The sequence below is a fragment of the Billgrantia montanilacus genome (assembly GCF_003336675.1).
GTDB lineage: Bacteria > Pseudomonadota > Gammaproteobacteria > Pseudomonadales > Halomonadaceae > Halomonas > Halomonas montanilacus.
The window spans coordinates 549860-562391 of the sequence record NZ_QPII01000001.1 but is presented as its reverse complement, the minus strand read 5'-3'; the positions used below and the strand labels follow the sequence as shown (position 1 = coordinate 562391).

Genomic DNA, 12532 nt, shown 5'->3' with positions numbered 1-12532 from the left:
ATAAGAATTTCTATCACCAACTGGAGTGCATGTACAGCATGATTCCCGAGTCTCCCAGCACCCGCCATTGGCCGCGCAATCCGCTATGGCTGGCCATCGTCTTCCTCGGCGTCAGTTCCTCGGCCTTGGCCCAGAGCTCCTCTCAGACACTTGAGCCCATACAGGTAACCGCAGAACGTGACGCCGGGAGCGACCACGTCGTCACCACCGAGACGCTTGAGCGTCGCCAGGCAAATGACCTGCAGGATATCTTCGCTGACCTGCCCAACGTCGCCGTGGGTGGTGGTGCGCCGGCCGCACAGAAAGTCTATGTGCGCGGCCTGGAAGACACCATGCTTAACGTCACCGTCGACGGTGCCACCCAATCCGGCTATTTATTCCACCACCAGGGCCGGCTGCTCGTCGAACCCGAGCTGCTCAAGCAGGTCGACCTCGTCGCCGGCGCCGGGGAGGCTACCAACGGGCCCGGCGCCCTGGGAGGTGCCATTCGCTTCGTCACCAAGGACCCGGAGGACTTGCTGCGCCCGGGCCAGAATTTCGGCGTACTCCTTAAGGGCGGCTACTTCAGCAATACCGACGGCTACAATGGGTCGGCCTCTCTCTACGGTCGCTTGACCGACAGCTGGAGCGGCCTGGCAACCCTGACCCAGGCCGATCACGGCGACTATCAGGATGCCGAGGGTAATACCCAACGTTACACAAGCAGCGAACGATTGACTGGCTTCGCCAAGCTGGTGGGCGAGCTCACCGACGAGCAGAGGCTCGCGCTGAGCTACGAACGCAGCGAGGACCAGGCGTATCGCCTGCATCGTCCCCACTGGCGGCCCAGTGTCCGTAACGCCCCCATCGACCAGGAAGTGGTCCGCGAAACCGTGACCGGCAAGTATGGCTTCACCTCTAACACCAGCGACTGGCTGGACCTGGACCTGACGCTGTATCGTACCGAAGCCTCTCTTGACCATATCGACGGCCCCTTTGGCGACTACACCGGCGCCATGGAGAGCTACGGCGGCGATCTGCGCAACCGTAGCCGGATCGTCGACCACACCTTGACCTACGGTATCGACTACCAGCAGGACGAGGGCAGACTCGGCAGCCCCCTCTACGGCACCGACCGGGAAGACGGAAGCGTGGTGGGCATCTATCTCCAGAACCGCTACCAGCTGACAGACCGACTACAGCTCAGCGCCGGCGCGCGCTATGACTGGTTCGAGCTGGACGAGGAACTGACCGGCAACGCCTTCAGCGAATCCGGCCTGAGCCCCAACCTGGGCTTCAGCTTCGATGCCACCGAGCGACTCAACCTGTATGGCGGCTGGGCACGCGCCATTCGCGGCACTCAGATCAAGGAGCTGTTCGTTCTCGACTACTATCGCAACGCAGAGGATCGTCAAGAGGAAACGGCCGACAACTACCAGTTAGGCGCCACCTATCGTCACGGCAACCTCTACCTGGCGGCGGAAGCCTTCGAGATGCGTATCGACGATGCGGTAGGCCAGGTTGATCGCGCCGTGCTCGGGAATCTCGGCGAGCTGAAGTCCCGCGGCTTCAACGCCAGCGTCGGCTACGAATGGGATCGCCTGGACGCATCACTCTCCTATAGCCAGGCCCGGCCTGAGCTTAACGGCGAGCCGCTGAGCGACGATGACATGGCCATCGGCACCAGCATCGGCGATACGTGGGTGGCCAACGTGAATTTCCAGGCGACGAACAGCCTCCACCTTGGCTGGACTGGACGCTTCGCCGAGCGGCTGACCAAGGTGGCCAGCGGCTACCCAGAGAAAGCCGGCTATGGGGTCAATGACGTCTATGCCCGCTGGCACCCGCTTGCCAGCGACCACCTGACGCTCTCGCTCAGGGTCAACAACATCTTCGACAAGCAGCACTCCGATCACGCCAGCTACGGCGATGCTGGCGACGTTGCTCACGGTCTGCCCGACCCCGGGCGGGATATACGACTGAGTGCCAGCTATCGTTACTGAACCGACGATGGAGAACCGAGGAGGGGCGCCTGTTGGCGCCCCTCAGCTTCTGCCGATATCCAGCTCCCCCTGAAAAGCAACCTGTCACCGGGCCTGGCTCGGCCAGGAAATTAAGGGAGCAGCACGCGGGTAAAATCAGCCAGTTCCTTCATTTTCTCCAGCGGCAGCTTGGAGGCCTGAGCATCCTGGGCCATGGCCACGCCCTCTTTCAACGAGTCGGCGATATCCGCGCAGTAGAGCGCAGCGCCGGCGTTGAGCGCGACGATGTCGGCCGCCAACCCTTCGCCTACCAGGGCCTCGCGTACCAGCCGCAGGCTGTCCTCGGCGCTGACTACCTTGAGCGGCGCCATGTCCTGGCGCTCGATACCCAGCTCTTCGGGAGTGATCGTATAGCGGCGGATCTCGCCGTCCTTGAGCTCCGCCACCTGGGTCGGTGCGGCCAGCGATATCTCGTCCAGGCCGTCCTCGGCATGCACCACCATGACATGTCGGCTACCGAGATACTGCAGAACCTCGGCCATCAGCGGAACCAGTTCCGGCGAGTAGACGCCCAGCAGCTGATTGGGGGCGCCGGCGGGATTGGTGAGCGGCCCGAGAATATTGAACAGGGTGCGCACGCCCATCTCACGACGCGGCCCGATCGCATAGCGCATGGCCGGGTGATGGTTGGGGGCGAACATGAAGCCGACCCCCACCTGCTCGATGCAGCGGCCCACCTCGGCCGGCTTGAGGTCCAGGTTGATCCCCGCCACGTCGAACAGGTCGGCGCTACCGGACGAGGACGATACGCTGCGATTGCCGTGCTTGGCCACATGGGCACCACCGGCGGCGGCCACGAAGCTGGCGGCGGTAGAGACGTTGAACAGGTTGGCACCGTCGCCACCGGTGCCGACGATATCGACGATATTGTCCGCCGTGACCCGCACCCGATTCATGAGCTCACGCATGACCTGGGCCGCCGCACCGATCTCCTCGGCGGTCTCGCCCTTCATGGCCAGGCCGACCAGCAGACCGCCAATCTGGGCATCGGTGGCCTCACCGGTCATGATCTGTTGCATCACCCCGTGCGTCGCATCGAAGCTCAGGTTTTCGCGGCGCATCACTGCGGCAATTGCCTCTCGCATCTGCATTGGCAGGACTCCTCTGTCTCTGTCGGGCGCGGGTCAGCGACGCTTCAGGAAATTGGCCAGCAGCTCATGCCCCTGGCGAGTCAGTATCGATTCCGGGTGGAACTGAACCCCTTCGATGTCCAGCTCACGATGGCGCAGGCCCATGACCAGGCCGGGCGTTACGTCATCCTGGTCGGTCCAGGCGGTCACCTCGAGACACTCGGGCAAGGAGTCGGCCGCCACTACCAGGGAATGATAGCGGGTCACCTCAAGCGGGTCTGCCAGCCCCTGGAAGACACCCTGGCCATGGTGGCGAATCCGTGAGGTCTTGCCGTGCATCACCTGAGGAGCCCGCACGACCTTCCCGCCATAGACCTGACCGATGGCCTGGTGGCCCAGGCAGATGCCAAGAATCGGCAATCGGCCGGCGAAGTGGCGAATCGCTTCCAGGGAGATGCCCGCCTCGTTGGGCGTACAGGGCCCGGGTGAAATGACCAGATGACTCGGGGCCAGCGCCTCGATCTCTTCCAGGGTGATGGTGTCGTTGCGATGGGTGACCACGTCGGCCCCCAATTCGCCCAGATACTGCACCACATTGAAGGTGAAGCTGTCATAGTTATCGATCATCAGCACGGACATGGCGGTAGTAGTCCTGTTTCTGTTGCAGGTGGCCATTGGCCTCGCAGAAGTTAACCAGCTCGGGCTCGTTGCTCACGCCAGCCGTGCAGGGGTCACCAGGCACAAAAATGCCGCCCCGACGGCGGCATGGTCATTCAAGACACAGGTATGCCGCCCCGCTTCAGGAGCGCCACCACGTCCGGCTCGAATGCATGTGATCTGGTGATGTCATGTCGCAATAGTGCCGTTGTGCCGGGCTGGCTGTCAATCCGCCGGTGGGTCATGGCGTCATCGACGGAAGCCTACCTCTCGTAACGCGGCACGCCTGGCCAGGCTAGGCCACAGTCTCTATCATCGAGCCAATGCGCTACCGCAAAAAGGAGATTTACGATGCGCTCATCTCGCCACGCCCTGCTCTGGCTGGCCCTGCCCCTGGCTGCCATGGCCGGCGCCACCCAGGTAGCAGCATCCCCCAAGGTGGTCGCCACCTTCTCGATTCTCGGCGATCTCGTAGCCCAGGTCGGGGGCGATGACATTCGCCTTGTGACACTCACCCCTCCCGGGGCTGAAGTCCACGAATGGGAGCTGACCCCCAACAACTTCATCGCCCTGGAGGATGCCGAGCTGGTGTTCTACAACGGCTACCGGCTGGAACAGTGGATGCGCCAGGTGTATGCCACCGTTGGCAATCAGGCCCCCATGATCCCGCTGGCGGAGGCATCCGAATACCCGACCCTGCCCATCGTCACCGGTGAATACGCCGGCGAGCCGGACCCGCACCTGTGGATGGACCCGCGTGCGGCCGCGGCCTATGTTCAAGTTATTGCAGAAACACTGGCCGACCTGCATCCGGAGGCCGCCGACAACTTCCATTCCCGGGCCGACAAGGCCCGCGAAACCCTCGCAGGGTTACACAAGGAAATATCGGCAAAGCTCGAGGACATTCCTGAAGGCGAGCGTCTGCTGATCACCAGCGAGGCCGCCTTCGTCTATTTTGCCGATGCCTATGGCTTCCGCCATGATGGGGTCTGGGGCATCAATACCGAAACGGAGGGCTCCCCACAGCAGGTGATGCGAATCATCGACCTGGTCAGCGAGAGCCGGCCGGCCGCTCTTTTCTGGGAAAGCACCATTTCCGACCGGCACGTCAGTGGCATCGCTTCCGAGACCGGCGCCGCCGTAGCGGGCCCGCTCTACGTCGACTCACTGAGCGAATCGGACGGAGAGGCGGGCGACTATTTCTCGCTGATGCGTCACAACGCTGCGCTGATCCGAACGGCACTGCTCGGGGAGGAGGAAAGTGAAGACGAAGAGGACGAAGAAGGCGCAGACGAAAGTAGGGAGGAGCAGGAAGCCGAGGAGGCGTAAGCCAGGATGATTGAGGCGGCCCCGGCGGCCGCCGTCGGTTGGGCATGACATCTGCAGAGGCCCCTGCCTGACTCCTGCCTAACTCCTGCCTAGAGGTTATCCAGCCCCTTCTCGGCCATGGCCACCGCACGGAAAATCGCGCGCCCCTTGTTGAGGGTTTCCTGCCACTCCATCTCGGGCACCGAGTCCGCGACGATACCCGCCCCGGCCTGCACGTGCAGCACCCCGTCCTTGATCACCGCGGTGCGAATGGCGATGGCGGTATCCATGTTGCCGTGCCACGAGAGATAGCCCACCGCACCGGAGTAGACGCCACGCTTGACCGGCTCCAGTTCGTCGATGATCTCCATGGCGCGAATCTTGGGCGCACCGGAGAGCGTGCCCGCCGGGAAGGTGGCACGCAGCACATCCATGGCGGAAAGCCCCGGCCGCAGCCGTCCGGTGACGTTGGAAACGATGTGCATCACGTGGGAGTAGCGCTCTACGGCCATCTGGTCGGTCACCACCACGGAGCCCGTCTCGCTGATACGCCCCACGTCGTTGCGCCCCAGGTCGATCAGCATCAGGTGCTCGGCGATCTCCTTGGGATCGCCCAGCAGGTCGGCTTCCAGCTCACGGTCCTCCTCCTCGGTCTTGCCCCGCACCCGGGTGCCGGCGATCGGGCGCACCGTCACTTCCCCATCTTCCAGGCGGGTGAGGATCTCCGGCGATGAGCCCACCACATGGTGGTCGTCGAGATTGAAAAAGAACATGTAGGGCGAGGGATTGAGACTTCGCAACGCGCGATAGAGATCCAGCGGCGAGGCCTGGTAGGGAATCGACATGCGCTGCGACGGCACGCACTGCATGACGTCACCGGCCAGCACGTACTCCTTGATCGTCTCCACCGCCGACTTGAAGCCCGATTCGGTAAAGCCGGAGGTGAAATGCCCCTCCTCCACCGCGCTTCGCCCGGTGCCGGGGCTGGTAGTGTTGAGCGTGGCACTGCGCAGGCGAATCTCGAGCTGACGCAGCCGCTCGACCGCCGCCTCATAGGCGCCCGACTCTGCGGGGTGGGCATGGGTCCAGAGTGTCAACCGGCCCGAGAGGTTATCGAACACCACCAGATCGTCGCAGACCATCAGCAGGATGTCGGGAACCCCAAGCGGGTCCGGCTTGGCGGCCACATGGGGGCCACGCAGGCGTGGCTCGATGTAGCGGATGGTGTCGTAGCCGAAGTAACCCACCAGGCCGCCATCGAAGCGGGGCTGATCGTCCAGCCGTGGCACCTTGAAGCCGGCATGAAACTCCTCGATCCAGCTCAGCGGATCTTCCACTTCGATCGTCCCCTGGCACTCGTCGCCCAGGAAACGGCTGACGCTGAAGCCACGCACTTCGATTCGCTCCTGGCAGGGCAAACCAATGATCGAATAGCGCCCCCACTTCTCGCCCCCCTGCACCGACTCAAGCAGAAACGTCCAGGGTTCGTCGGCCAGCTTCATGTAGGTGGAGAGCGGAGTGTCGAGATCGGCCAGCACTTCGCGGGTGACTGGAATGCGATTGTAGCCGGCATCGGCCAGCGCACGGAAACGTTCGGGCGTCATCATGACGATTTCCTCGAAGTAAGGACGGTGTCGGGTGAAGTACGGGCAATGCTCGAGTGAGCATCACCATCGCCAACCGGCAGACTCGGCAACAAACGACACCATCAAGGTAGCGGCCGGGCGAAGGCTGCCACGTGTAGAGGAGGGGTCATGCAGCATCATGCTGTCCATCGAAACGTGTCCCGCAGGATAGGCAAACGGAATGAATCCGAGGTCATTGATAGAGGTCGAAAATCGACCCTAAACGAGTTCCGCCAGTGAATCAACCAGGCCGTCGGGACGGCTATCCTGCACCGGTTCGCCATGATTGTAACCGTAGGGGACCGCCAGGGTTCGAAAACCGGCCGCGCGACCGGCGGCAATATCATGGCGTGAATCTCCCACCATCAGGCAGGCCGATGGCGGCACGTCGAAATAGGCCGCCACGTGAAGCAGCGGTGCCGGATCCGGTTTTTTCCGTTCCAGAGAATCCCCGCCCAGCGCGAGGGCGAAATGCCGCTCGAGGCCGAACTGCTCCATGATCGGCTCGATAAAGGCGTAGGGCTTATTGGTCACCAGGGCCAGGAGCAGCCCGGCAGCCTTGAGGTCGTCCAGCCCCTCACGCACCCCGGGATAGAGGCGCGTGCGCGACCCCGGGTCCTGCCCGTAGTAGTAAAGGAAGCGTCGATGTCCCGCGTCGAGCGCTTGGGCCCCGGGCGACTCGCCCAGTGCATCGGCCAGCGCTCGCTCCACCAGCGTGAACGAACCGTTGCCAACCCACGCCGTTACCTTCGCTTCGCCGGCCGGCGGCAGACCGAGTTCACCCAACACCCTGTCCACGGCGGCCGCCAGGTCGGGTACGGAATCGACCAGGGTGCCGTCGAGGTCGAACGCCACCAGGCGGATGTCCTTCAGGATCGGGTGCATGAGGTTTCCTCGCTGACCTGCCGGTTCTTGATCCAACTGCGCTTGCCCACCGCCGAGAGTCGCTTGACCTCCGCCTCGAGCCGCAGCGCATCTCCGTGGATGCCTACCGCCTCGTGATGCACTAGCGTAAGCGGCCCACGCCCGCGCAAGGCCTTGGCGCCCCGCCCTGCCTCATGCTGAGCCACGCGTCGGGCGACGTCGGTGGTGATGCCGGTATAGAGCGCGCCTCGAGGCGTCTCGAGCATATAGAGGTACCACAGTGGTGCTTCCGTGTTCACCGCTCGCCGGCCTGCACCGTGGCCAACTGCTCGCGGAAGTCGCGGAGCACGCTGTCGTAGCGATGCGAGTCGGCAGCGTTGGCGGCCTTGAAGATCGCGGAGCCGGCCACGAAGGTGTCGGCGCCGGCCGCAGCGATCTCGGCGATGTTGTCGACCTTGACCCCACCGTCGATCTCGAGGCGAATCGCCCGCCCCGAGGCGTCAATACGTCGACGTGCCTCGCGCAGCTTGTCCAGGGTGCCCGGCAGGAAGGCCTGGCCGCCAAACCCCGGATTGACGCTCATCAGCAGGATCATGTCGACCTTGTCCATCACGTAGTCGAGGTAGAAGAGCGGTGTCGCCGGGTTGAACACCAGACCGGCCTTGCAGCCGCCGTCACGAATCAGCTGCAGCGAGCGGTCGATGTGATCGGAGGCCTCGGGGTGGAAGGTGATGTAGGTGGCGCCGGCGTCGATGAAGTCGCCGATCAGCCGATCCACCGGCTTGACCATCAGGTGAGCATCGATGGGCGCAGTGACGCCATGTTTGCGCAGCGCCTCGCAGACCATGGGCCCAATGGTCAGGTTGGGCACGTAGTGGTTGTCCATGACGTCGAAATGGACGATATCGGCCCCGGCAGCCAATACGTTATCCACTTCCTCGCCCAGGCGGGCGAAGTCGGCGGAGAGAATGGAGGGGGCAATGAGAAAATCGCGGGTCGCGTCGGTCATGGGATGTCCAGGCTATCGCTCGGAAAGAGAGAGGCCCGCATTCTAGCAGGAACCACCAGCAACGGGGGAATGGGCCGCAGGGGGGAGAAATTCGCCACAGTCATATTTCGAAAACGAATAAAAACCATGATTGTAATTCCCCATTGTCAGATTTAACCTTATCATCACTGTGTTCTTATTGGAGTGTCTCGCATGCAACTGCTGTCAACCGTTCGCCGCACCGCGCTTGTCGTTGCCTTGGGGGTCAGCCTGGCCACCCCGGCCATGGCCGCCGAGCGCGAGATTCTCAACTCCTCCTATGACATCGCCCGCGAGCTCTTCTCCGCCATCAATCCGGAATTCCGCGACTGGTGGCAGGCCGAGCAGGGCGAAGAGATCGCCATTCAGCAGTCCCACGGTGGCTCCTCCGCCCAGGCCCGCGCCATCCTTCAGGGACTGCGCGCCGACGTGGTGACCTACAACCAGGTGACCGATGTCCAGGTGCTCGCCGATGCCGGGCTCGTGGCCGAGGACTGGCAGCAGCAACTGCCCAACAATGCCTCGCCCTACTACTCCACCACGGCGTTTCTGGTGCGCAAGGACAACCCCAAGGGCATCGAGAGCTGGGACGACCTGGTGAGGGAAGACGTCAAGATGGTCTTCCCCAACCCCAAGACCTCCGGTAACGGCCGTTACACCTACCTGGCCGCCTGGGGCTTTGCCCAGCAGCACTTCGATGGCGACGAGGAGCAGATCCACGACTTCATGCGCACCTTCCTGCGCAACGTGGCGGTGTTCGACACCGGCGGCCGCGGCGCCACCACCAGCTTCATCGAGCGCGGCATCGGCGACGTGCTGATCAGCTTCGAATCCGAGGTCAACAACATCCGCGGCGAGTATGGCCAGGATGACTATGAGGTCATCGTGCCGCCGGTCAGCATCCTCGCCGAATTCCCGGTGGCGGTGGTCGAACCCAATGCCGAGCGCAACGGCACTCAGGACCTTGCCCAGGCCTATGTCGAATACCTCTACAGCGAAGAGGCCCAGCGCATGCTGGCCGACTTCAACTATCGCGTCCATCACGAGGCAATCGTGGAGGAATTCGCCGACCAGTTCCCGGAAACCGAGCTGCTGCGGGTCGAGGATATCGTCGGGGGCTGGGAGCAGGCCATGGATGAGCACTTCGCCGGCGGCGCCCTGCTGGACCAGTTACAGCGCCGCTGATGATCACGCTCGCCACTCGCGCCGGCAGCGCCCCCAAGCGGGTGCTGCCAGGCTTCGGTCTTTCGCTCGGCATCAGCCTGATGTTCATCTCGCTGGTGCTGCTGCTGCCGCTGACCGGGCTGTTCGGTCAGTTGGCAGGGCTCAGCCTGGCCGAGTACTGGGCGATCATCACCGAGGGCCGGGTGGTGGCCAGCTACACGGTCACCATCGGTGCCGCCGCGGTGGCCGCCCTGGTCAACGGCGCCTTCGGGCTACTGCTGGCCTGGGTGCTGGTGCGCTACGAATTTCCTGGCAAGCGGCTGCTGGACGCCCTGATGGACCTGCCTTTCGCGCTGCCTACCGCCGTTGCCGGCATTACCCTGGCAACGCTCTACTCCAGCAACGGCTGGATGGGGCGGTTGCTCGAGCCACTGGGCTTCCAGGTCGCCTATACCTGGGTCGGTATCGCCCTGGCCATGGCCTTCACCAGCATTCCCTTCGTGGTACGCACGGTGCAGCCGGTGCTGGAAGACCTGCCCCACGAGGTGGATGAAGCCGCCCTGACCCTGGGCGCCTCGGACGGCACGGCCTTTCGCCGCGTGATCCTGCCCCACCTGTGGCCGGCACTGGTCACCGGCACCGGGCTCGCCTTCGTACGCTCGCTGGGGGAGTTCGGCGCCATCATCTTCATCGCCGGCAACATGCCCTACGAAACCGAGATCACCGCCCTGATGATCTTCGTCAAGCTGCAGGAGTACGACTATGCCGGCGCCTCGGCCATCGCCTCGGTGGTGCTGTTCGTCTCGCTGGCCCTGCTGCTGGTGATCAATATCTGGCAGGGCCGCTTCATCAAGCGGCTGCATGGAGGAGCCGGCTGATGCAGCGAATCGGTGATGCGCCCCGGGTTCGGCGCCTGCTCGTGTTCCTCGCCCTGGCATTTTCGGCACTGTTCCTGCTGCTGCCGCTGGTGGCGATCTTCGCCCAGGCCTTCACCCAGGGGGTGGGGGTGTTCTGGGCCAACGTCAGCAACGAGTACACCGTGGCGGCCATCGGCCTGACCCTGTTCATCGCCCTGCTGACGATCCCCGTCTGCCTGGTGTTCGGCGTGGCGCTGGCGTGGCTGGTCACCCGTTTCAACTTCCCCGGGCGACGCATCCTGCAGACCCTGATCGATATCCCCTTTGCGGTCTCGCCGGTGGTCGCCGGCCTGATCTACCTGCTGCTCTATGGCCGTACCGGCTGGCTCGGCAGCTGGCTCGACGGCTACGATATCCAGCTGATGTTCGCCTGGCCGGGCATCCTGATGGTGACCATCTTCGTCACCTGCCCCTTCGTGGCGCGGGAACTGATACCGCTGATGCAGGCCCAGGGCTCCCGCGAAGAGGAAGCCGCCGTGACCCTGGGCGCGCCGGGCTGGACGGTCTTTCGCCGGGTGACACTGCCCAACATTCGCTGGGCGCTGCTCTACGGCGTGATTCTCACCAACGCCCGTGCGGTGGGCGAATTCGGCGCCGTCTCGGTGGTCTCGGGGGCCATTCGCGGCCAGACCAATACCCTGCCCCTGCATCTGGAACAGCTGTACCAGGACTACAACACCGTGGGCGCCTTCGCCAGCGCATCGCTGCTGGCCTTCATCGCCCTGCTCACGCTGGTTGCCAAGGCCAGCCTGGAATGGCGCGCCGCGCGCCGGGAGGTTCACGCATGAGCATCCGCCTTCAAAACATAGCAAAGCACTTCGGCACGAGCCGTGCCCTGGAGCCGGTGAACCTGGACATCCGTGACGGTGAGCTGATCGGCCTGCTGGGGCCCTCCGGTTCCGGCAAGACCACCCTGCTGCGTATCATTGCCGGCCTGGAAGCCGCCGATCGTGAGCCTGCCGGGCGCATCCTGTTCGGCGATCGCGACGTGACCAACCTGCACGTCCGCGACCGGCGCATCGGCTTCGTCTTCCAGCACTACGCGCTGTTCCGTCACATGACCGTGTTCGACAACGTGGCCTTCGGTCTTACCGTGATGCCGCGGAAGAGCCGCCCCACCAGCGGCGAGATCCGTGCCCGAGTCCATCGGCTGCTGGAGATGGTCAAGCTCGAACAGCTGGCAAACCGCTACCCCGCGCAGCTCTCCGGCGGCCAGCAGCAACGTGTCTCGCTGGCCCGCGCTCTCGCCCTTCGCCCGGAGGTGCTGCTGCTCGACGAGCCCTTCGGCGCACTGGACGCCAAGGTGCGCCAGGAACTGCGTCGCTGGCTGCGCCATCTGCACGACGAACTCAATTTCACCAGCGTCTTCGTTACCCACGACCAGGAGGAGGCCCTCGAGCTATCCGACCGGGTGGTGGTGATGAGTAATGGGCGCATCGAACAGATCGACACACCGGACACGCTTTACCGGGCGCCGACCAATCGCTTCGTCTTCGAGTTCCTGGGAGATGTGAACCATCTGGAAGGCTCGGTGAGAGATGGCGTTCTGACCTGCGGTGACGCCCGCCTGGCGGTGGACCTGGCCGACGGCGCGGAAGAGCTGCTGCTGCGCCCACATGAGGTCGAACTGAGGGAGGCTGCCACCCCCAACGCCCATATGCCGGTTACCGTAACGGCGATATCGCCGGTGGGTGCCGAGGTCAGGGTGGAGCTGGAAGCCGACTGGCTGGGCGAGCCATGGCTGGCAACCGTGCGCCATGCCGATTACGAGCGTCTCGGGTTGACCCGCGGCATGCGGCTGTTCGCGGTACCACGGCGCTGGCATCGGTTCCCCGACGAGCTCAGTACCACCAAACCGAAGGAACTCGAGTCTGCCTGA

The 12532-nt window shown here is 63.9% G+C and carries 12 protein-coding genes; 6 read left to right on the top strand and 6 right to left on the bottom strand.

Annotated features, from left to right (window positions below; all coding sequences use genetic code 11):
• The first annotated feature begins 29 nt into the window (after positions 1–29).
• Positions 30–1982 carry a TonB-dependent receptor domain-containing protein gene (locus DU505_RS02540; RefSeq protein ID WP_114477411.1) on the top strand — a complete coding sequence of 651 codons (1953 nt, stop codon included), beginning with the start codon at positions 30–32 and terminating at the stop codon, positions 1980–1982.
• Between the two features lie 110 nt (positions 1983–2092).
• Here the strand turns inward: DU505_RS02540 and trpD are convergent, their stop codons facing one another.
• Entirely contained in the window at positions 2093–3112 is a 1020-nt protein-coding gene (gene trpD / locus DU505_RS02535; protein WP_114477410.1) for an anthranilate phosphoribosyltransferase, read from the bottom strand.
• A 33-nt stretch (positions 3113–3145) separates the two neighbouring features.
• On the bottom strand, positions 3146–3730 hold the full coding sequence (locus DU505_RS02530; protein ID WP_114477409.1) for an anthranilate synthase component II: 585 nt from the start codon (positions 3728–3730) through the stop codon (positions 3146–3148).
• Between the two features lie 369 nt (positions 3731–4099).
• On the opposite strand from DU505_RS02530, the gene DU505_RS02525 reads away from it, so the two are divergent.
• Entirely contained in the window at positions 4100–5077 is a 978-nt protein-coding gene (locus DU505_RS02525) for a metal ABC transporter solute-binding protein, Zn/Mn family (RefSeq protein WP_114477408.1), read from the top strand.
• A gap of 89 nt (positions 5078–5166) precedes the next feature.
• Here DU505_RS02525 and trpE read toward each other — a convergent pair whose 3' ends face one another.
• The 4 genes from trpE to rpe form a co-directional block, all read right to left on the bottom strand.
• Positions 5167–6660 carry an anthranilate synthase component I gene (gene trpE / locus DU505_RS02520; protein WP_114477464.1) on the bottom strand — a complete coding sequence of 498 codons (1494 nt, stop codon included), beginning with the start codon at positions 6658–6660 and terminating at the stop codon, positions 5167–5169.
• Positions 6661–6900: 240 nt separating this feature from the next.
• A complete protein-coding gene (locus tag DU505_RS02515; protein WP_114477407.1) occupies positions 6901–7566 on the bottom strand; it encodes a phosphoglycolate phosphatase in 666 nt (221 codons plus the stop codon).
• Positions 7551–7844 (bottom strand): GIY-YIG nuclease family protein, encoded by a 294-nt coding sequence (locus DU505_RS02510; RefSeq protein WP_340148236.1) that lies wholly within the window; start codon positions 7842–7844, stop codon positions 7551–7553. The genes DU505_RS02515 and DU505_RS02510 overlap by 16 nt, the downstream gene beginning before the upstream one ends.
• Complete coding sequence (gene rpe, locus DU505_RS02505; protein ID WP_114477405.1) at positions 7841–8554, bottom strand: ribulose-phosphate 3-epimerase; 714 nt, start codon at positions 8552–8554, stop codon at positions 7841–7843. The genes DU505_RS02510 and rpe overlap by 4 nt, the downstream gene beginning before the upstream one ends.
• Before the next feature lie 192 nt (positions 8555–8746).
• Here rpe and cysP point away from each other — a divergent pair, with 192 nt between their 5' ends.
• The 4 genes from cysP to DU505_RS02485 are packed head-to-tail and all read left to right on the top strand — an operon-like array spanning position 8747 to position 12532.
• Complete coding sequence (cysP, locus tag DU505_RS02500) at positions 8747–9757, top strand: thiosulfate ABC transporter substrate-binding protein CysP (protein WP_114477404.1); 1011 nt, start codon at positions 8747–8749, stop codon at positions 9755–9757.
• Positions 9757–10614, top strand: a complete 858-nt coding sequence (gene cysT / locus DU505_RS02495) for a sulfate ABC transporter permease subunit CysT (protein ID WP_114477403.1) — start codon at positions 9757–9759, stop codon at positions 10612–10614. The genes cysP and cysT overlap by 1 nt, the downstream gene beginning before the upstream one ends.
• Complete coding sequence (cysW, locus tag DU505_RS02490) at positions 10614–11441, top strand: sulfate ABC transporter permease subunit CysW (RefSeq protein WP_114477402.1); 828 nt, start codon at positions 10614–10616, stop codon at positions 11439–11441. The genes cysT and cysW overlap by 1 nt, the downstream gene beginning before the upstream one ends.
• Positions 11438–12532, top strand: coding sequence for a sulfate/molybdate ABC transporter ATP-binding protein (locus DU505_RS02485; protein WP_114477401.1), 1095 nt, complete (start codon positions 11438–11440; stop codon positions 12530–12532). The genes cysW and DU505_RS02485 overlap by 4 nt, the downstream gene beginning before the upstream one ends.

What these genes read in the sequence shown, in the direction of transcription:
- DU505_RS02485 (WP_114477401.1), top strand. Translation starts at nt 11,438, where the DNA reads ATGAGCATCCGCCTTCAAAACATAGCAAAGCACTTCGGCACGAGCCGT.
- DU505_RS02525 (WP_114477408.1), top strand. Translation starts at nt 4,100, where the DNA reads ATGCGCTCATCTCGCCACGCCCTGCTCTGGCTGGCCCTGCCCCTGGCT.
- DU505_RS02530 (WP_114477409.1), bottom strand. Translation starts at nt 3,730, where the DNA reads ATGTCCGTGCTGATGATCGATAACTATGACAGCTTCACCTTCAATGTG.
- rpe (WP_114477405.1), bottom strand. Translation starts at nt 8,554, where the DNA reads ATGACCGACGCGACCCGCGATTTTCTCATTGCCCCCTCCATTCTCTCC.
- DU505_RS02540 (WP_114477411.1), top strand. Translation starts at nt 30, where the DNA reads ATGTACAGCATGATTCCCGAGTCTCCCAGCACCCGCCATTGGCCGCGC.
- trpE (WP_114477464.1), bottom strand. Translation starts at nt 6,660, where the DNA reads ATGACGCCCGAACGTTTCCGTGCGCTGGCCGATGCCGGCTACAATCGC.
- DU505_RS02515 (WP_114477407.1), bottom strand. Translation starts at nt 7,566, where the DNA reads ATGCACCCGATCCTGAAGGACATCCGCCTGGTGGCGTTCGACCTCGAC.
- cysP (WP_114477404.1), top strand. Translation starts at nt 8,747, where the DNA reads ATGCAACTGCTGTCAACCGTTCGCCGCACCGCGCTTGTCGTTGCCTTG.
- cysT (WP_114477403.1), top strand. Translation starts at nt 9,757, where the DNA reads ATGATCACGCTCGCCACTCGCGCCGGCAGCGCCCCCAAGCGGGTGCTG.
- cysW (WP_114477402.1), top strand. Translation starts at nt 10,614, where the DNA reads ATGCAGCGAATCGGTGATGCGCCCCGGGTTCGGCGCCTGCTCGTGTTC.
- trpD (WP_114477410.1), bottom strand. Translation starts at nt 3,112, where the DNA reads ATGCAGATGCGAGAGGCAATTGCCGCAGTGATGCGCCGCGAAAACCTG.